Raw genomic sequence first — 18790 nt, 5'->3', positions numbered from 1 at the left:
GGCGCCGGCGGCGGGCCCACCCCCGTCCGCCGGCGCCTCGCCGCCGCTCGCCCTCAGAGGAGGCGTGGTGCAGTTCCTGATCGACAACTTCGACCTCTTCTGGGACGCCTTCCTCACGACCCTGAGCCTGTCGGTGCTGGCCGGCCTGGTGGCCCTGGTCCTCGGCACGCTCCTGGCGGCGCTGCGGGTCAGCCCGATCGCACCGCTGCGCGGGCTGGCCACGTTCTACGTCGAGATGTTCCGCAACACCCCGCTCACGGTCGTGCTGTTCTTCATGATCTTCGGGCTGCCGCAGATCGACTTCGCCATCGACTTCTTCCCCGGCGCGGTGCTCTCGATCGGCCTGTACACCGCCGCCTTCGTCTGCGAGGCGCTGCGCTCGGGCATCAACTCGGTGAACCCCGGCCAGGCCGAGGCGGCGCGCGCCCTGGGGCTGACCTTCGGCCAGTCGCTGAGCCAGGTTGTGCTCCCCCAGGCGTTCCGGACGGTCGTCCCGCCGCTGGGCAACGTGCTGATCGCGATGGTGAAGAACACCTCGATCGCGGCCGGCTTCTCGGTCAGCGAGCTCAGCTCGCTGCTGCCCCGGCTGGTCAACGCCAGCGCTCCTGACCTCACCGCCATCCTGATCGGGGTCGTCGTGGGCTACATGGTCATCACGCTGCCGTCGGCCCTGGCGGTGCACCGCATCGAGCGACGGGTGGCGATCCTGCGATGACCACGCCGGTGCTCTTCGACGTCCAGGGCCCGCGGGCCCGGGCGCGCAGCCGGATCGGCACGGTCGTCGGCGCCGCCCTGATCCTGGCGATCATCGCCTTCGTGCTCGTCCGGCTGGCCGGCAACGGGCAGCTGGAGGCCGACCGCTGGGCGATCCTCTTCGACCCGAGCAGCGGAGTGCCCCAGGCGTTGGGCCGGGCGCTGCTGCGCACGTTGCAGGTCGCGGCCGTCGCCATGGTCTTCGCGACGGTGATGGGACTGCTCCTGGCGGTCGGGCGCCTCTCCGAGCACCGATGGATCCGGATCCCGGTCGCGGCGCTCATCGAGTTCTTCCGGGCGATCCCGCTGCTGGTCGTCATCTTCGCGCTCTACTTCGTGCTGCCGAAGTACGGAATCCGGTTGAGCGCCTTCACCGCCCTCACCGGCGGCCTGGTGCTCTACAACATGGCGGTGCTCGCGGAGATCTTCCGCGCCGGGATCCTGTCGATCGACCGCGGCCAGCGCGAGGCGGCCCTCGGGCTCGGCCTGCGCAAGACCCAGGTGATGACCCTCGTGCTGCTGCCCCAGGCGACCCGGCGGATGCTGCCGGTCCTGGTGGCGCAGCTGGTGGTCCTGCTCAAGGACACCTCACTGGGTTTCATCATCAGCTACCTCGAACTGCTGCGGCAGGCCCGTCAGCTCGTCGAGTTCTTCACTTTCGAGTTCGGCAACCGGTACAGCTTCCAGCTCTACGTGGCGGCCGGACTCATCTACATCGTGATCAACGTGCTGCTGTCCATGCTGGCCAAGTACCTGGAGCGGCGGACCAACAGCAACCGCAAGGGGCGCGGCAAGGCCGTGGAAGCCGAACCGGCGGATCAGATGGGCGCCGGCGCAGGCGCTCCCTGAGCCCACGATCCCCGAGCCCCCACCGCGGACCGGATAGTCCACCGAGGGCCCGCATGCCACCTGGCGTGCGGGCCCTCGGCGTCGTGGAGCCACCGGGACGACGGGCCGACCGGAACGGCTCGGTCCGGAAGGTCACACAGCGCCGTACTGGCGGGCGCGGCTTGGCAACTCCCGCCGGTGGGACCGGGGTCTCCCGCTGCCGAGAACTGGGGTGTGACCGCCTCCCCCCTCGCCGCGAGGTTCGACATGGACTACGACCTGGACCACACCTCGCAGCTGTTCGTGAACCGGCTCCGGACGTCCGCCGCGAACTTCGCCGCCGCCGCCGGCGCCGAGGAGGCGATCGTCCGCGAGGCGGTGCCTCCGGCCCGCCACCGCCGCTCCCGCTGCCGGGTGGTGCTGCGCTATCCCGGCGGCGTGGAGAACGACGTGACCTTCCTGGGACCGGTCGTCTCCCCGGACCTGGGCAAGTACCTGTCGATGTCGGAGTTCGACGCCTCCATCGAGCGGTGGCTGGGCGCGGGCCAGCAGCGCAGCCGTCGCTGGCTGGTGCCGGACGACGAGGCCGCCGACGGCGTCGCGGTCGACGTGACGGCCTGGCTGGACCGCGCCCCCGGCGCGTTCGTGCCGCGCCCGCGCTGACCCGTCGTGTCCGGCTCCGTGAGGGGGCGGATCCGGGCACCACGCACGCACGCGAGCGCCTGACGACACGGGGCCGGTGCGACGTCCTGGACGTCGCACCGGCCCCGCCGGCGTTCGCGGCACCGCTCACCCGCCGGAGCCGCCCCCGCCGAGCATCCAGCTGCTCTTGTTGACCGCCCCGCGGGTGTCGGGCGCCTGGTTCTCCGCGCCCGCGCCGCGACCCGGCGGGTCGTTGCTCGGATGTTCCGGCTCGGACATCCGCTCCCAGCGACGCCGTCGGCTCCCCACGTAGACGACCGATGCGACCACCACCGCGACGGCGAGCAGCACGAGGACCCACTCCACAGACGACCTCCGTTCGACAGCCCACCGGCGGGGCCCCCGTCGAACATGCCCCGAGACGTCGACGGGAACCGCCCGCGGTCGTCAGGGGAGGTACGCGATCGTCAGGGAAGGTGGTCCTCCCAGACGTCGCCCGGCCGGGCCGCACGACGCCCGAGCGCCCGTACCTGCCCCTCCCCCACCTCGGGGCCGGCGGACGGGCCCCCGTCGTCCGCATCGGCCGTGAGGTCGTCGAGCCGTTCGTCCTCGGCCAGCAGCTCGGCGGCGAGCGTGTCCAGCGCTTCCCGGACCACGTAGCCGGCCAGTCCACCGCCGTAGCCCTTCCGGGCCAGCATGCCGACCAGCCGGCGCTCGGCGGTCACCCGGTCCAACCGGCGCATCGACGGCAGCTTCCGCTCGACCAGCATGCGCGCGGCGTCCCACTCGTCCTGCGGGTCGACCTCGGCGACCGCCGCAGCGGCCACCTCGTCGTCCACGCCCTTGGCCCGCAGCTCCGCGGCGAGCGCTCGGCGGGCCAGCCCTCGGCCCGACTGCCGTGAGCTCACCCAGGCGGCGGCGAACGCCGCGTCGTCGATCAGCCCGACCTCGGTGAACCGGTCGAGCACCGCCGCGGCCGCCTCGTCGGGGATCTCGCGCTTGGCCAGCAGGTCGGCGAGCTGCTTGCGGGTCTTCGACGCCCCCGTGAGGGCACGCAGGCAGATCGCGCGGGCAGCCTGCTCCGGGTCGCCCGGATCGTCCTGCGCGCGCCCCGGAGCCTCGTCACCCCCCGAGCGACGACGCTCGGCTCGAGGGCGCCGCGCCCTCTGGTCATCTCCACCCGACCAGCCGCCGGTCGACCGTCCGGAACGACGACGGCCGGCGCGGCGGGTCTCCCCGCCGGCCGGCCGTGCGTGCTCCTCGGCCGGCCCGTCGCTGGTGAACAGCGATTCGGACACGGCGGGGATCAGAAGTCGGCCGGTACGGCGTTCTCGACCGGGGCGTCGAGCGGCGCACCGATGCCGAGCTTCTCCTTGATCTTCTTCTCGATCTCGTCGGCGAGGTCGGGGTTGTCACGCAGGAAGTTGCGGGCGTTCTCCTTACCCTGGCCCAGCTGGTCGCCCTCGTAGGTGTACCAAGCACCGGACTTGCGGACGAAGCCCTGCTCCACGCCCATGTCGATGAGGCCACCCTCACGGCTGAAGCCGTGACCCCAGAGCAGGTCGAGCTCGGCCTGCTTGAACGGGGCGGCGACCTTGTTCTTGACGATCTTCACCCGGACCCGGCTGCCGACCGCCTCGGTGCCCTGCTTGAGGGTCTCGATGCGGCGGACGTCGAGACGGACCGAGGCGTAGAACTTCAGCGCCCGGCCACCAGTGGTGACCTCCGGCGAGCCGTAGACCACGCCGACCTTCTCGCGCAGCTGGTTGATGAAGATCGCGGTGGTGCCGGAGTTGTTCAGCGCACCGGTGATCTTCCGCAGCGCCTGGCTCATCAGCCGGGCCTGCAGACCGACGTGGCTGTCACCCATCTCGCCCTCGATCTCGGCGCGGGGCACGAGCGCCGCGACCGAGTCGATGACGATGATGTCGAGCGCACCGGAGCGGATCAGCATGTCGGCGATCTCGAGCGCCTGCTCACCGGTGTCGGGCTGGCTGACCAGCAGCGCGTCGGTGTCGACACCGATCGCCCGGGCGTACTCGGGGTCGAGCGCGTGCTCGGCGTCGATGAAGGCCGCGATGCCACCGGCGGCCTGGGCGTTGGCCACCGCGTGCAGGGCGACCGTGGTCTTGCCGGAGGCCTCGGGGCCGTAGACCTCGACGACGCGGCCGCGGGGCAGGCCGCCGATGCCGAGGGCGATGTCGAGCGCGACGGAACCGGTCGGGATGACCTTCATGGCGATCTCGGGCGAGTCGCCGAGGCGCATGACCGAGCCCTTGCCGAACTGCTTGTCGATCTGGGCGAGGGCCATGTCGAGGGCCTTGTCGCGGTCCAGGGTTGCTGCCATGGTGGCCACCTTCGGGTGTCGCTGTGCGCTGTCTGCGGGTCGTCGCCGACGTTAGGTCGGGGGTCTGACAGTTTCGCCGGGCCGACGTCATCTGTGGACGAGCACCGGACCTGTGGACACCGTAGGCCGAACACTTGTTCGAAGCCAGCGACACGCCGCACGACCGTCCCACGCGCCCCACGGGCCGGGGGCCGGCACCCCTCAGCGGGCGGAGCGCGCCTCGTCCGCCGCGTCCCGGGCGGCGTGCACGGCCGGCATCCGGCCCTCGACGAACTCGATGAGCGCCAGCAGGTGCGGCACCAGCTCGATCCCCGCGGCGGTGAGCCGGTACTCCACGTGCGGGGGGATCGACGAGCGCACCTCGCGGTGCACCCAGCCGTCGCGCTCCAGCGTCTGCAGGCTCTGGGCCAGCATCTTCTCGCTGACCCCCTCGATCCGCCGGCGCAGCTCGCCGAACCGGTGCGGGGACTCGGCGAGCGCCGAGAGCGCCAGCAGCGACCACTTCCCGGTGACGTGCTCGAGGGCCTCGCGCGAGGTGCAGGCACGCCGGAAGACGTCCGCGACCAACTGCTCGACCGTCTGCTCCACGGAACCCTCCCCCTCCAGCGCCTCCTCCGAGTGTACGGTGCGATCGACCTGCACTAACGATTGGTTAGCGCCCGCAACGCAGCACCCACCCATCGGAGGGTCCCTTGATCACCGTCACCGGAGCCAGTGGCCACCTCGGCCGGCTCGTCGTCCTCGGCCTCCTCGACGCGGGCGTGCCCGCCACCGAGGTGGTCGCCGTCGTGCGCACGCCCGCCAAGGCCGCCGACCTCACCGACCGCGGCGTACAGGTCCGCCAGGCCGACTACGCCGACCCCGCCGCCCTGGAGGTGGCCCTGCAGGGCACCGACCGGCTGCTGCTGGTCTCCGGCAGCGAGGTGGGGCAGCGCGTCGCCCAGCACGGCAACGTGCTGCAGGCGGCGAAGGCGGCCGGCGCGCAGCTGGTCGTCTACACCAGCGCGACGCGGGCCGACGACACCCCGCTGCCGCTGGCCCCCGAGCACATCGCCACCGAGCGGCTCATCGCCGAGGCCGGCATCCCCGCCGTCGTGCTCCGGAACAACTGGTACCTGGAGAACTACGACCAGCAGATCCAGCAGGCGGCCAGCACCGGGGAGCTGACCGGCAGCTCCGGCAGCGGGCGCATCGCCGCCGCCACCCGGGCGGACTACGCGGCCGGCGCGGTCGCCGTCCTCACCGCCGACCAGCCGGAGACCGGCGCACTGGAGCTCGGCGGGGACGAGGCGTTCAGCCTCGCCGACCTCGCCGCGGTCGTCGCGGCGCAGACCGGCCGCGACGTCGTCTACCGGGACCTCAGCCCCGAGGAGCACCTGCGCACGCTGACCGAGGCGGGGCTGCCCGAGGCCACCGCCGGGTTCGTCGTGGCGCTGGACCAGGCGATCGCCCAGGGGGCGCTGGACACCGGCAGCACCGACCTGCACCGGCTGATCGGCCGGGCTCCGACGACCCTGGAGCAGTACGCCCGCACGGTCCTGGGCAGCTGACCCGACGGCGTCCCGCCGGTGGTCCTCAGCGGTCCTTCGGCGGGACGTCGTACGCCTTGCAGATCTCCAGCCAGACGGTGCGCACCGGCACCCCGGCCTCGATCGCCTCGATCGCCGTCCGGCCACCGAGTGGGCCGAACGAGTGGTCGCGGGCGACGCTCTGCGACCGCATCGAGCCGAACTGCTGCTCCATCCGGGACCAGAACTCCTGCAGGCGCACAGCGAGCACGGTACCCACCGCCACCGTCCGGCCTACCCTCGGCGCATGGTCCCGAGCACCGGTTCCCCGACCTGGGACACGATCCTGGAGGTCGCGATCGTGTGCGCACTCGTCGCCTGGCTGGTCCTGATGTGGCGGAGCTACCGCAACCGGCGCTGAGCCGCCCACACCACCACCAGCGGGACGACGAGCGCCGCGCTCACCGCCGCCACCAGCCCGAAGCCCCCGCCGGCCAGCAGCGGCCCGCCGACCGCCCCGGCCAGCGCAGCCCCGAGCCCCATCAGCAGGTCGGTGGCCCCCTGCGCGGTCGGGCGCAGCTCGTCGGAGACCGACTCCGTCACCAGCGTCGAGCCGGCCACCAGCCCGCACGACCAGCCCACCCCCAGCAGGAACAGCCCGACGCCCAGCTGCCAGGCCGCCCCCGGCGGGGCGGTGCCGGCGACCAGCGCCGCGAGCAGCAGCAGGGCGCCACCCAGCGCCACGGTCGCTGAACGGCCGAACCGGTCGGCCAGCCAGCCGACCACCGGGGAGAACAGGTACATCCCGGCCACGTGCACGCTGATCACCAGGCCGATCACCCGGAGCGTGGAGCCGTCGGCGTGCTCGCCGCCCGCGCCCATGTGCACCGGCGTCATGACCATCAGCCCGACCATCACCGAGTGCGCGACGACGACGGCGGTGACCCCGAGCCGGCCGTCCGGCGTGGCCCAGACGGTGCGCAGGGCACCGATCGCGCCGGCACGGGGCGCGGGCCCGACGGCGGGGGCGGTCGCGGCGAGGCGCCGGGCCAGCAGCAGCGGGTCGGGCCGCAGCAGGGCCAGGACCCCCAGGACGACGGCGACGAACACGACGACCGGCAGCACGAACGCACCGCCGAGCGCCGGCAGGCCCAGGGCCCGGCCGAGGTGGTCCCCGGGACCGGCCAGGTTCGGCCCGAGCACCGAGCCGATGGTGGTCGCCCAGACGACCAGCGACAGCGCGCGGCCGCGGTGCTCGGGCTCGGCCAGGTCCGCGGCGGCGTACCGCGCCTGCAGCCCGCTGGTCGTGGCGGCCCCGAAGAGGAACAGCCCGGTCAGGAGCAGGGCCAGCGACGAGAGCGCGGCCGCCGCGACGACGACCAGGCCGCCGAGCACGGCGACCCCGTAGCCGAGGGCGAGACCGGCCCGCCGGCCGGCGCGGTCGCTGACCCGGGCCAGTGGCACGGCGATCAGCGCCGCGCCCAGCACGCTCGCGGTCTGCCCCAGCCCGGCCGCGGCGTCGCTGCCGGCGACCTCCCGGGCGAGGAGGCCACCGACGGTGATGCCGACGGTCACCCCGAGTCCACCCAGCGCCACCGCACCGGAGAGGACGGCGACCGTGCGGCGCTGCGCGGCCGCCCGGTCCGGGATCGTCGTCGGCACGGTCACGGCGATGAGTCTGCCGCAGCCGTCGCGCGGTTCCGGTCAGGCCGCAGGTCGGACCACGCGGCAGCGGTAGCGCGGTTTGACCTCCCCGTTGACGTACCGCCCGATGCTGGCCGACTCCAGCATCGCGAGCGCCTCCTCCGGCGGGACGTCGAGGTAGTCGTAGACCCCGCCGCCAGCGAACTCGATCTCCAGCACCTGGTGGTCGAGGTCGTAGCCCACCGACCGGACGCTGGACGACTGCACGTGTGCCCGTCTCATCGGTCCCCCAGAACCACATCGGCGTAGTTCCACCAGTGTGATCTCGTGCGGACGCCGTCGACAAACCCACTTGTCGACTCGTCGACCGTCCGTGCAGCCTCGTTCGGTGCGCTCGTTCGAGGACCTGGTCGCCGAGGCCGAGGCCGCCCCGGTCGACGGATGGGACTTCACCGGGTTCGCCGGGCGGGCGACCGAGGAGCGCCCGGGCTGGGGCTACGCCCGGCTGCTGACCGCGCGCCTGGCCCGCGCGGCCACCGCGCTGGACCGGGAGGGCGGCTTCGTCTGCCACTCCCGCCGGCAGCTGATCGAGGCCCGGCGACCCGGCTGAACGCTGTTCGCGCAGGGAGGACGGCGAACTGTCGTACCCCCGGGGAGACTGGGGCCGTGTCCGCCCTCGAGCGCTTCTCCACGCCCACCCAGGCGTGGTTCACCGGCGCGTTCGCCGGCCCCACACCGGCCCAGGAGGGCGCCTGGTCGGCGATCAGCAGCGGCGAGCACGCGCTGGTCGTCGCCCCCACCGGTTCGGGCAAGACGCTCGCGGCGTTCCTCTGGTCGCTGGACCGGCTGGCCGCGACCCCGCCGCCCGAGGACCCGCTGGCCCGTTGCCGGGTGCTGTACGTGTCGCCGCTCAAGGCGCTCGCGGTCGACGTCGAGCGCAACCTGCGCGCACCGCTGACCGGCATCGGGCAGGCGGCCGCGCGGCTGGGACTGCCACGGCCGGAGATCAGCGTCGGCGTCCGCTCCGGCGACACCCCGGCCGACGAGCGGCGCACCTTCGCCCGCCGGCCGCCGGACATCCTGATCACCACCCCCGAGTCGCTGTTCCTGCTGCTGACCAGCCAGGCGCGCGAGGCGCTGCGCGGGGTGGAGACGGTCGTCCTCGACGAGGTGCACGCCGTCTGCGGCACCAAGCGCGGCGCGCACCTCGCGGTCTCCCTCGACCGGCTCGACGAGCTGCTCGAGCGCCCGGCACAGCGGATCGGGCTGTCGGCCACCGTGCGCCCGATCGAGGAGGTCTCCACCTTCCTGGCCGGCGGCCGCCCGGTGCAGGTGGTCGCGCCGCCGGCCAGCAAGCAGTGGGACCTGTCGGTCGTCGTCCCGGTCGAGGACATGTCGCAGCTGGGGCAGCCGACCGGTGAGCTGGAGGGCTCGGCGGCGGGCAACCAGCCGCGGACGTCGATCTGGCCGGCCGTCGAGGAACGGGTGCTCGACCTCATCGAGGCCCACCGCAGCACCATCGTCTTCGCCAACTCCCGTCGGCTGGCCGAGCGGCTCACCAGCCGGCTCAACGAGCTGCACCACGAGCGGACGACGGGCGAGCCGTTGCCGCACGGAGCGAACCCCGCCCAGCTGATGGCGCAAGCCGGTGCCGGTGGCGGGCTCCCGCCCGAGGTCCGCCCGATCGCCGCTGCGCACCACGGCTCGGTCTCCCGCGAGCAGCGGGCGGTCACCGAGGAGGCGCTGAAGTCCGGCCGGCTCCCGGCCGTCGTCGCCACCTCGTCCCTGGAGCTGGGCATCGACATGGGAGCCGTCGACCTGGTGGTGCAGGTCGAGTCCCCGCCCACGGTGGCGTCCGGGCTGCAGCGGGTGGGCCGCGCCGGGCACCAGGTGGGCGCGGTCAGCGAGGGCGTCATCTTCCCCAAGTTCCGCGGTGACCTGGTGCAGAGCGCCGTCGTCGCCGAGCGGATGCGGGCCGGGGCCATCGAGTCGACCCGCTACCTGCGCAACCCGCTGGACGTGCTGGCCCAGCAGGTCGTGGCGATGGTGTCCGAGCGGCCGCGCACGGTCGACGAGGTGGCCGGGGTGCTGCGCCGGTCGGCGGCGTTCGCCTCGCTGCCCGACTCCGCGCTGCACGCGGTGCTGGACATGCTCGCCGGCCGCTACCCCTCCGACGCCTTCGCCGAGCTCCGGCCGCGGCTGATCTGGGACCGGGTCACCGACACCCTCACCGCCCGGGCCGGCGCGCAGCGGCTGGCGGTCACCAGCGGCGGCACCATCCCCGACCGCGGGCTGTTCGGGGTCTTCCTCGTCTCCGGCGCCGGCGAGACCGGGGGCAAGCGGGTGGGCGAGCTCGACGAGGAGATGGTCTACGAGTCGCGGGTGGGCGACGTCTTCCTGCTGGGCTCCTCCTCCTGGCGGATCGAGGAGATCACCCACGACCGGGTGCTCGTCAGCCCCGCTCCGGGGCTGCCCGGGAAGATGCCGTTCTGGCACGGTGACACGCTCGGCCGACCGCTGGAGCTCGGCCGCGCGCTGGGTGCCTTCCTGCGCGAGGTCGGCTCCGCGGCCCCCGAGGCCGGCGCGGAGCGCGCCCGGGCCGCGGGCCTCGACGAGTGGGGCGCGGCCAACCTGCTCGCGTACCTGGCCGAGCAGAAGCAGGCGACCGGGCACCTGCCCGACGACCGCACGATGCTGGTCGAACGGTTCCGCGACGAGCTCGGCGACTGGCGGCTGGTCGTCCACTCCCCGTTCGGCGCGCAGGTCAACGCCCCCTGGGCGCTGGTGCTCGCCGCCCGGCTGCGCGAGCGCTACGGGGTCGACGTCGCCTCGATGCACTCCGACGACGGCATCGTGCTGCGGCTGCCCGACACCACCGGCGAGGCACCCGAGGCCGACCTGGCGATCCTCGACCCGGACGACGTGGAGCGGGAGGTCACCGCCGAGGTCGGCAACTCGGCGCTGTTCGCCAGCCGGTTCCGCGAGTGCGCCGCGCGGGCCCTGCTGCTCCCCCGCCGCGACCCGCGCCGCCGCACACCGCTGTGGCAGCAGCGTCAGCGGGCGGCCCAGCTGCTCTCGGTGGCCAGCGAGTTCTCCTCGTTCCCGATCACCCTCGAGGCGGTCCGCGAGGTGCTGCAGGACGTCTACGACGTGCCCGGCCTGGTCGAGCTGATGCGCGACGTCCGGTCCCGCCGGGTGCGGGTCGTCGACGTGCAGACGCAGACCGCCTCGCCCTTCGCCCAGTCCCTGCTGTTCGGCTACGTCGGGCAGTTCATCTACGAGGGCGACGCACCGCTGGCCGAGCGCCGCGCGCAGGCCCTCGCGCTGGACACCGGCCTGCTCGCCGAGCTGCTGGGCCGCTCCGAGCTGCGCGAGCTGCTGGACGCCGACGCGATGGCCGAGGTGGAGGCCGAGCTGCAGCGCCTGCCGGCAGAGCGGCACCCCCGCGACGTCGACGGCGCCAGCGACCTGCTCCGCGGCCTCGGTGACCTCACCGTCGCCGAGGCCGCACCCCGGGGAGTGCCGGCCGAGTGGCTGGCCGAGCTGGTCGCCTCCCGGCGGGCCATCGTCGTGCGCATCGCCGGCGAGGAGCGGCACGTCGCCATCGAGGACGCCGGCCGGCTGCGCGACTCACTGGGCACCGCGCTGCCGGTCGGGGTGCCCGAGGCGTTCACCGAGCCGGTGGCCGACCCGCTCGGCGACCTCGTCGGCCGCTACGCCCGCACGCACGGGCCGTTCGTGCCGGCCGACGTCGCCACCCGACTGGGGCTGGGCGTCGCCGTCGTGACCGCCACGCTGCAGCGCCTGGTCGGCACCGGGCGGCTGGTGACCGGCGAGTTCCGGCCCGGCGGCGTCGGCCAGGAGTGGTGCGACGCGGAGGTGCTGCGGTCGATCCGGCGGCGGTCGCTGGCCAAGCTGCGCCAGGAGGTCGAGCCGGTGCCGGTCGACACCCTGGCCCGGTTCACCCCGTCCTGGCAGTCGGTGGGCGGCCGGACGCGTGGGGTCGACGGCGTCCTCGCCGTCGTCGAGCAGCTGGCCGGGGCGCTCGTGCCGGCCTCGGCGCTGGAGTCGCTGGTGCTGCCCTCACGGGTGCGCGACTACTCCCCCGCGATGCTCGACGAGCTGACCAGCGCCGGCGAGGTGCTCTGGGCCGGCGCCGGCGGGCTCTCCGGCGGCGACGGGTGGGTCACCCTGGTGCCGGCCGACCTGGCACCACTGCTGCTGCCCGAGCCGCCAGGCGGCGCACAGCTCGAAGGCGGGGTCGCCCAGCAGGTGCTCGACGAGCTCGCCGGCGGGCAGGCGCTGTTCTTCCGGTCGCTGTCGGACCGAGTCGGCGCCACCGACGACCAGGCGCTGTCGGATGTGGTCTGGGACCTGGTGTGGAGCGGAGCGCTGACCAACGACACCCTCGCCCCGCTGCGCGCCCGGCTGGCCGGCGGCGGGGCCCACCGCAGAGCGCCGACCGCACCCCGCGCCCGGCTCGACCGCACCCGCTACGGGCGCACCCGGCTGGGCCGCCCGGCCATGCCCAGCCGCACCGGTCCGCCGGCGATGGCCGGGCGGTGGTCGGCGCTGCCGGAGCTGGAGACCAACACGACCAAGCGGACCACCGCGCGCGCCGAGGCGCTGCTCGAGCGGCACGGGGTGCTCACCCGCGGCGCGGTGCAGGCAGAGCAGGTGGTCGGGGGGTTCTCCGCGGTCTACCCGGTGCTGCGCGCCTTCGAGGAGAACGGCCGGGCCCGGCGGGGGTACTTCGTGGAGACCCTCGGCGCCGCGCAGTTCGGCACGTCGGGCTCGGTCGACCGGCTGCGCAGCTTCGCCAGCCCGGACCGCGCACCGGCCGGGCCGGTGGTGCTCGCCGCGACCGACCCGGCCAACGTCTACGGCGCGGCCCTTCCCTGGCCCGAGCGGCCCACCGGCGACCAGGACGCCGTCGACCTCGGCGAGGGCACGGGGTCCCGCCGCACCGGCCACCGGGCCGGCCGCAAGGCGGGCGCGCTGGTGGTGCTGGTCGACGGCGAGCTGGTGCTCTACGTCGAGCGCGGCGGCAAGACGCTGCTGTCCTGGACCGAGGACGAGACGGTGCTCAAGGAGGCGGCCACCGCACTGTCCGGCGCCGTCGCCTCCGGCGCACTCGGCCGGATGACGGTGCAGAAGGCCGACGGCGCCTCGGTGCACGAGGCGAGCGCGCTGTCCGCCGCCCTGCAGGCGGCCGGCTTCGCCGCCACCCCGCGCGGTCTGCGGCTGCGCGGCTGACCCCGGCGGGCGCCCGGCTCAGCTGCGGCGGGAACCCTGCAGCCAGGGGGCGAGCCAGCGGCTCAGCCGCGGCATGAGCAGGCGCAGCGCCGTCACGACGTAGACCGCCGACAGCAGCAGCCGCAGCGGCCACGGCCAGTCACCCACGAACGGCACGGCGAGCAGCTGGAAGGTGCTGGTGAACACCAGCACGACGGCGACGGTCAGCAGCCAGCTCCGCCACACCGGGCCGGGGCGCGGCGGCACCGCGAAGAACGTCTGCAACCCGACCGCGCGGGCCACCCGCTCGTCCTCCACCAGCCGGTGCACCCGGTCCAGCGCTTCCCGCCGCTGCGCGGAGCGCTCCCAGACCGCGAGCGACTCGTCGTCGGCGAACCGGTAGACCAGGTGGTACTCGTCGCTGGCCGGTCCGGGCCGCAGCAGCGAGGAGCCGAGGTGCCCGGGGAAGGTGGCGACGAGCTCCTGCACGTCGGCGGCCCAGCGCTCGAACGCGTCGTGCTGCTCGGGGCGCACCACGCGGGCCACCGTCACGGTGACCGGCTCGTGCGCCGGCTCCCGGACGACGCCGGTACCGGTCAGCTGCCGCAGTCGCGAGGTCACGTCCACGGCCTGTCCAGCGCCGACGGACCGCTGGCTCTTCCCGCCTGTCGGCCCACTCACAGCAGGCCACCCCGACGAGGGAGCCGCACGACCATCGGCACGACGCCCACCCGGGCCGGCGAACGCTGCGGTGAGACCCAGCACCCCGGCCTGCGGCAGGGGATCATGGACAGGTGCCCGAGGGAGACACCGTCTGGCTGGCCAGCCAGCGGATGAACACCGCGCTGGCCGGGGCGACGCTCCGCCGCGGCGAGCTGCGCGTGCCGCAGCTCGCCGCCGTCGACCTGACCGGGGCCACCGTCACCGAGGTGGTGCCGCGGGGGAAGCACATGCTGATCCGCTTCGCCGACGGGCGCACGCTGCGCACCCACTACCGGATGGACGGCAGCTGGCACGTCTACCGGCCCGGCGCGACGTGGCGCGGAGGTCCGGCGTTCGCCGTCCGGGCGGTGCTCGCCACCGACGAGTGGGAGTGCGTCGGCTACCGGCTGCACGACATGGCGTTGGTGCCCACCGCCGACGAGGCGCAGCTGGTGGGCCACCTGGGCCCCGACGTGCTCGGCCCCGACTGGGACCTCGACGAGGCGCTCCGCCGGCTGCGCCGCCACCCCGACGAGCAGATCGGCGTCGCCCTGCTCGACCAGCGCAACCTGGCCGGGATCGGCAACCTCTACAAGGTCGAGTCGCTGTTCCTCGCCGGTGTGCACCCGTGGACCCGGGTGGCCGACGTCCCGGACCTGGCCGGCCTGGTCACCCGGGCCCGCACGCTGATGCAGGCCAACAAGCACCACCACGAGCAGAGCACCACCGGCAGCACCCGCCGCGGCGAGGACCACTGGGTCGCCGGCCGCAAGGGCCGCCCGTGCCGGCGCTGCGGCACCACCATCCTGCTGGGCGACCAGGGCCCGGACACCCAGGAGCGGGTGACCTGGTGGTGCCCCCGCTGCCAGGCCGCGCACAGCCCCATCGCCCCGGCCGCCCGCACCGGCGAGCGCGACCACCCGCCGACGCTGGCCGGCCGCTGAACGACGACCGCCCGGTGCCGGACGACGTCCGGCACCGGGCGGTGCGTGTCCTGCGGGTGGGGACTCAGGCTTGCTCGGGCCGCTCCACCGGCTGAGCGGCCGGCTGCTGCTCGGTGCCGGGGGCGGCATCCGTGCCCTGGCCGATCGCCGCGGCCGACTGCCCGCCGGTGACCGCCTGCTGGCCGCCGCCCCCCACGGCCTGCTGCCCGCCCATCGCGGCGCGAATCTCGGCGAGCCGGGAGGAGCCGGCGACGTCCAGCGTCGCCTTCTGCACGTCGAGCATCCGGCCCTCGACGGAGTCCTGCGCGAGCTCCGCCTGACCGAGGGCGTTGGCGTAGCGGGCCTCGATCTTGTCCCGGACCTCGCCGAGGCTGGGGGTGTTGCCCGGCGCGGACAGCTCGTTGACCTGGCGCAGCGAGTCCGAGACCCGCTCCTGCATCTTCGCCTGCTCCAGCTGGGACAGCAGCTTGGTGCGCTCGGCGAGGGTGGTCTGCAGCCGCATGCGGCTGGTCTCCACGGCGCCCTTGGCCTGCTCGGCGGCCTGCAGCGCCTCGTCGTGGCTGCGCTTGAGGTCCTCCATCGCCTGCTCGGCGCTGACCAGCTGGGTGGCGAACGCCTGCGCCGCCTGCTCGTACTCGGCGGCCTTGGCGGCGTCACCGGCAGCGCGGGACTGGTCGGCCAGGACGAGCGCCTGCCGGGCGGAGGCCTGCATCTGCTCGACCTCGCTCAGCTGCCGGTTCAGCCGCATCTCCAGCTGACGCTGGTTGCCCAGGACGGCCGCGGCCTGGTTGGCCAGCGCCTGGTGCCGCTGCTGCTCGGACTCGATGGCCTGGGCGATCTGGACCTTGGGGTCCGCACGCTGGTCGATCTGCTGGTTGGCCGACGCCGTCAGGTACTTCCACAGCTTCACGAACGGGTTGGGCATGGCTCCTCCTGTCCGGCGCACCGGTCCGCCGGGAGGCGGATGGTGCGGCACGGGCGACGTCGTCGTCGATCATCGTCCCAGTCGATCGCGGAGGTCAGCCACCGCAGGCCCCCCGGGCGTCGTCCTGGCTCGGTACCCGTCGGCCCCGTGCCGAGGCTCGCCCCGAGCTTGCGAGGGGTGAGGAGGACGGGGTCCTTCATCAGACCGGGCGGTTGCGCAGCCTCCGGTAGTGCTCGACCAGCGCGACCGTGGAGTCGTCCTGGTCGATCTCCGGAGCGTCCTCGCTGGTCAGCGCCGGGGCGAGCTGGCGGGCCATCACCTTGCCCAGCTCGACGCCCCACTGGTCGAAGGAGTCGATCTGCCAGATGACGCCCTCGGTGAAGACGGTGTGCTCGTAGAAGGCCACCAGCTGGCCCAGCGTGGCCGGGGTGAGCTTCGGCGCCAGGATCGTCGTCGACGGCCGGTTGCCCGGCATCACCTTGTGCGGGACGACGTCGGCGGCGGTGCCGTCGGCGGCGACCTCCTCGGCGGTGCGCCCGAAGGCGAGCACGGCGCTCTGCGCGAACATGTTCGCCATCAGCAGGTCGTGCATGTCCGCGATGTCGTGGTTGGGCTCACCGAAGCCGATGAAGTCCGCCGGGATCAGCGAGGTGCCCTGGTGCAGCAGCTGGTGGAACGCGTGCTGGCCGTTGGTGCCCGGCTCGCCCCAGTAGACCTCGCCGGTGGTGGTGGTGACCGGCTCGCCGTCCCAGCGGACCGACTTGCCGTTGCTCTCCATGGTCAGCTGCTGCAGGTAGGCCGGCAGCCGGGACAGGTACTGGCTGTAGGGCAGCACCGCGTGGGTCTGGGCGCCGAAGAAGTTCGTGTACCAGACGTTGAGCAGGCCCTGCAGCACCGGCAGGTTCTCCGCCAGCGGCGTGCGGCGGAAGTGCTCGTCGACGGCGTGGAAGCCGGCCAGCATCTCGTCGTAGGCGTCCGGGCCGATCGCGACCATCAGCGACAGGCCGACGGCGGAGGTGAAGGAGTACCGGCCGCCCACCCAGTCCCAGAAGCCGAACATGTTGTCGGTGTCGATGCCGAACTCGGCGACGGCGTCGGCGTTGGTGGAGACGGCGACGAAGTGCTTGGCCACCGCGGACTCGTCGGCACCGGAGTCGAGCAGCCAGGCCCGTGCCACCTTCGCGTTGGTCAGCGTCTCCAGCGTGGTGAAGGTCTTGGAGCAGACCACGAACAGCGTGGTCGCCGGATCGAGGTCGCGGGTCTTCTCGGCGAAGTCGGTCGGGTCGATGTTCGACACGAAGCGGGCGGTGATGTCCCGGTCGCTGTGGTCGGCCAGCGCCGTGTAGGCCATCGCGGGGCCGAGGTCGGAGCCGCCGATGCCGATGTTGACCACCGCGCGGATCCGCTGCCCGGTGTGGCCGGTCCACTCCCCCGACCGCACCCGGTCGGCGAAGCCGCGCATCTTCGCCAGCACCTCGTGCACGTCGGCGGTCACGTCCTGCCCGTCGACCACCAGCTGCTGGTCGGCGGGGGCGCGCAGCGCGACGTGCAGGACGGCGCGGTCCTCGGTGGTGTTGATGTGCTCACCGCGGAACATCGCCTCGATGCGCTCGGGCAGACCGGCCCGCTCGGCCAGCGCGACGAGCAGCCGGACCGTCTCGTCGGTGACCCGGTGCTTGGACCAGTCGACGTGCAGGTCGCCGGCGGTGCCGGTGAGGCGGTGGCCCCGGCCCGGGTCGTCGGCGAACAGCTGCCGCAGGGTGGTGCCCTCGATCGCGGCGTGGTGGGCGGCGAGCGCGCCCCACTCGTCGGTCGCGGTGATGTCCAATGCTGCCTCCTGGGTCGACCGAGGTCTGTCAGGACACAGGTGTGCACCACCGGGTCCGGACAAACGCTGCGGGGGCAGCATGCCGCACCGGAGTGCCGGTCCCCCACCCGGGGAACCGGCGCCCCGGTGCGACGTCAGGCTGCGCTGCCGCTGCGCTCGCTGATCGACCCCTGGGCGTCGGCGACCTGCTCCTCGCGGTCCTGGGCGGCCAACCGGGTCAGCTCGGCGCCGGCCTCGGCGTCACGGGTGAGGTTCTCCCCCGACGCCGGGTCGAAGACGTGCACCTTGCGGCTGTCCAGCCAGAACTCGGCGTCGCGCCCCTCCCGGATCCGGCTGGTCGCGTCGATGGAGACGATCGCCTGGGTGCGCAGCTCCTCGGCGTCCAGTTCCCGGGACAGGTCGCGCAGCTGGCCGCGGATCTCCTCGGGCGCCTCGTAGGGGATGTAGGCGAACTGCGAGTCGCCCAGCCACTCGGTGACGTCGACCCGGGCGGTGAAGACCGAGCCGAGCGGCCGCTTGGCCTCGTCGACCAGCGACGCGTCCTCGAAGTACTCCGGCCGGATGCCCACCAGCAGGACGTCCCGCCCGGCGACCGCCGCGGCGCGACGCTCGTCGAGCTCGATCGTCCCGAACGGCGTCGTCAGCGTGCGGTTGTCCAGAGTGGCGGGCAGGAAGTTCATCGGCGGGGAGCCGATGAACCCGGCGACGAAGAGGTTCACCGGCTGCTCGTAGAGCTCCCGCGGCGAGGCGACCTGCTGGATCTTGCCCTTGCGCAGGACGCAGACCCGGTCGCCGAGGGTCATCGCCTCGGTCTGGTCGTGGGTGACGTACACCGTGGTGATGCCCAGCCGGCGCTGCAGCCGGGCGATCTCGGTGCGCATCTGGCCGCGCAGCTTCGCGTCCAGGTTCGACAGCGGCTCGTCGAAGAGGAACGCCTCGGCCTGGCGCACGATGGCCCGGCCCATCGCCACCCGCTGGCGCTGGCCACCGGAGAGGTTCGCCGGCTTGCGCTCCAGGTGCTCGTGCAGCTCCAGGACGTCGGCGGCCTCGTTGACCCGCCTCTGCACCTCGGCGTCGTCGACCTTGGACAGCCGCAGCGGGAAGGCGATGTTCTCGAAGACCGTGAGGTGCGGGTAGAGCGCGTAGTTCTGGAAGACCATCGACAGGTTGCGCTCCCGCGGTGCCAGGTCGTTGACCCGCTTGCCGCCGATGACCATGTCGCCGCTGGTGATGTCCTCCAGCCCGACGATCATCCGCAGCAGGGTCGACTTACCGCAGCCGGAGGGCCCGACCAGGATCATGAACTCGCCGTCGGCGATGTCCAGGCTGACGTCGTTCACCGCCGGGAACCCGTCGCCGTACTTCTTCACGATGTGGTTCATCTCGATGGAGGCCATCGGTGTCCGTCCCCTTCGTGGGTGGTCTGCAGTTCGG

18 protein-coding genes are annotated in these 18790 nt (G+C 73.6%); 7 read left to right on the top strand and 11 right to left on the bottom strand.

Annotated features, from left to right (window positions below; all coding sequences use genetic code 11):
- Positions 1-67 precede the first annotated feature (67 nt).
- The 3 genes from ACI79Y_RS00200 (at position 68) to ACI79Y_RS00190 (ending at position 2244) form a co-directional block, all read left to right on the top strand.
- Complete coding sequence (locus ACI79Y_RS00200) at positions 68-715, top strand: amino acid ABC transporter permease (RefSeq protein ID WP_457156548.1); 648 nt, start codon at positions 68-70, stop codon at positions 713-715.
- Complete coding sequence (locus ACI79Y_RS00195) at positions 712-1602, top strand: amino acid ABC transporter permease (RefSeq protein ID WP_457156547.1); 891 nt, start codon at positions 712-714, stop codon at positions 1600-1602. Before ACI79Y_RS00200 ends, ACI79Y_RS00195 begins: the two co-directional genes overlap by 4 nt.
- Before the next feature lie 213 nt (positions 1603-1815).
- Entirely contained in the window at positions 1816-2244 is a 429-nt protein-coding gene (locus ACI79Y_RS00190) for a hypothetical protein (RefSeq protein ID WP_457156546.1), read from the top strand.
- Positions 2245-2370: 126 nt separating this feature from the next.
- Here the strand turns inward: ACI79Y_RS00190 and ACI79Y_RS00185 are convergent, their stop codons facing one another.
- The 4 genes from ACI79Y_RS00185 to ACI79Y_RS00170 all read right to left on the bottom strand — a co-directional run bounded on the left by ACI79Y_RS00185 (position 2371) and on the right by ACI79Y_RS00170 (position 5158).
- On the bottom strand, positions 2371-2589 hold the full coding sequence (locus tag ACI79Y_RS00185) for a hypothetical protein (protein ID WP_457156545.1): 219 nt from the start codon (positions 2587-2589) through the stop codon (positions 2371-2373).
- A 101-nt stretch (positions 2590-2690) separates the two neighbouring features.
- The gene (locus tag ACI79Y_RS00180; protein ID WP_457156544.1) at positions 2691-3521 is read right to left on the bottom strand and encodes a regulatory protein RecX; all 831 of its coding nucleotides are present in this window, start codon (positions 3519-3521) and stop codon (positions 2691-2693) included.
- Positions 3522-3529: 8 nt separating this feature from the next.
- Positions 3530-4570, bottom strand: coding sequence for a recombinase RecA (recA, locus tag ACI79Y_RS00175; protein ID WP_457156543.1), 1041 nt, complete (start codon positions 4568-4570; stop codon positions 3530-3532).
- A gap of 201 nt (positions 4571-4771) precedes the next feature.
- Positions 4772-5158, bottom strand: a complete 387-nt coding sequence (locus tag ACI79Y_RS00170; RefSeq protein ID WP_457156542.1) for a winged helix-turn-helix transcriptional regulator — start codon at positions 5156-5158, stop codon at positions 4772-4774.
- Between the two features lie 104 nt (positions 5159-5262).
- Between ACI79Y_RS00170 and ACI79Y_RS00165 the strand changes: the two genes are divergently transcribed.
- A complete protein-coding gene (locus ACI79Y_RS00165) occupies positions 5263-6120 on the top strand; it encodes an NmrA family NAD(P)-binding protein (RefSeq protein WP_457156541.1) in 858 nt (285 codons plus the stop codon).
- A gap of 25 nt (positions 6121-6145) precedes the next feature.
- Here the strand turns inward: ACI79Y_RS00165 and ACI79Y_RS00160 are convergent, their stop codons facing one another.
- From ACI79Y_RS00160 to ACI79Y_RS00150, 3 genes are all read right to left on the bottom strand, one after another.
- Positions 6146-6340, bottom strand: a complete 195-nt coding sequence (locus tag ACI79Y_RS00160; protein ID WP_457141211.1) for a DUF3046 domain-containing protein — start codon at positions 6338-6340, stop codon at positions 6146-6148.
- A gap of 140 nt (positions 6341-6480) precedes the next feature.
- Positions 6481-7746 carry an MFS transporter gene (locus ACI79Y_RS00155; protein WP_457156540.1) on the bottom strand — a complete coding sequence of 422 codons (1266 nt, stop codon included), beginning with the start codon at positions 7744-7746 and terminating at the stop codon, positions 6481-6483.
- A 36-nt stretch (positions 7747-7782) separates the two neighbouring features.
- Entirely contained in the window at positions 7783-7989 is a 207-nt protein-coding gene (locus ACI79Y_RS00150; protein WP_457156539.1) for a KTSC domain-containing protein, read from the bottom strand.
- A 121-nt stretch (positions 7990-8110) separates the two neighbouring features.
- Between ACI79Y_RS00150 and ACI79Y_RS00145 the strand changes: the two genes are divergently transcribed.
- Both ACI79Y_RS00145 and ACI79Y_RS00140 read left to right on the top strand, forming a co-directional pair.
- The gene (locus ACI79Y_RS00145; protein WP_457156538.1) at positions 8111-8332 is read left to right on the top strand and encodes a hypothetical protein; all 222 of its coding nucleotides are present in this window, start codon (positions 8111-8113) and stop codon (positions 8330-8332) included.
- Positions 8333-8388: 56 nt separating this feature from the next.
- On the top strand, positions 8389-12978 hold the full coding sequence (locus tag ACI79Y_RS00140) for an ATP-dependent helicase (RefSeq protein ID WP_457156537.1): 4590 nt from the start codon (positions 8389-8391) through the stop codon (positions 12976-12978).
- An 18-nt stretch (positions 12979-12996) separates the two neighbouring features.
- On the opposite strand, the gene ACI79Y_RS00135 is transcribed toward ACI79Y_RS00140, so the two are convergent.
- A complete protein-coding gene (locus ACI79Y_RS00135) occupies positions 12997-13578 on the bottom strand; it encodes an antibiotic biosynthesis monooxygenase (RefSeq protein ID WP_457156536.1) in 582 nt (193 codons plus the stop codon).
- A 173-nt stretch (positions 13579-13751) separates the two neighbouring features.
- On the opposite strand from ACI79Y_RS00135, the gene ACI79Y_RS00130 reads away from it, so the two are divergent.
- Positions 13752-14603 carry an Fpg/Nei family DNA glycosylase gene (locus ACI79Y_RS00130; protein ID WP_457156535.1) on the top strand — a complete coding sequence of 284 codons (852 nt, stop codon included), beginning with the start codon at positions 13752-13754 and terminating at the stop codon, positions 14601-14603.
- Positions 14604-14667: 64 nt separating this feature from the next.
- Here the strand turns inward: ACI79Y_RS00130 and ACI79Y_RS00125 are convergent, their stop codons facing one another.
- The 3 genes from ACI79Y_RS00125 to ACI79Y_RS00115 form a co-directional block, all read right to left on the bottom strand.
- The gene (locus ACI79Y_RS00125) at positions 14668-15528 is read right to left on the bottom strand and encodes a PspA/IM30 family protein (protein WP_457156534.1); all 861 of its coding nucleotides are present in this window, start codon (positions 15526-15528) and stop codon (positions 14668-14670) included.
- A 199-nt stretch (positions 15529-15727) separates the two neighbouring features.
- Entirely contained in the window at positions 15728-17356 is a 1629-nt protein-coding gene (gene pgi / locus ACI79Y_RS00120; protein WP_457156533.1) for a glucose-6-phosphate isomerase, read from the bottom strand.
- 134 nt (positions 17357-17490) lie between these two features.
- The gene (locus ACI79Y_RS00115; RefSeq protein WP_457156532.1) at positions 17491-18753 is read right to left on the bottom strand and encodes an ABC transporter ATP-binding protein; all 1263 of its coding nucleotides are present in this window, start codon (positions 18751-18753) and stop codon (positions 17491-17493) included.
- Positions 18754-18790: the final 37 nt, after the last annotated feature.

Source organism: Modestobacter sp. SYSU DS0875 (assembly GCF_054050915.1).
Note: the sequence above shows the minus strand (reverse complement) of the source record. Positions and strands in the feature narration are given on the sequence as shown.

Coding starts and splice junctions, on each gene's coding strand:
- ACI79Y_RS00195 (WP_457156547.1), top strand. CDS start 712: ATGACCACGCCGGTGCTCTTCGACGTCCAGGGCCCGCGGGCCCGGGCG.
- recA (WP_457156543.1), bottom strand. CDS start 4,570: ATGGCAGCAACCCTGGACCGCGACAAGGCCCTCGACATGGCCCTCGCC.
- ACI79Y_RS00125 (WP_457156534.1), bottom strand. CDS start 15,528: ATGCCCAACCCGTTCGTGAAGCTGTGGAAGTACCTGACGGCGTCGGCC.
- ACI79Y_RS00115 (WP_457156532.1), bottom strand. CDS start 18,753: ATGGCCTCCATCGAGATGAACCACATCGTGAAGAAGTACGGCGACGGG.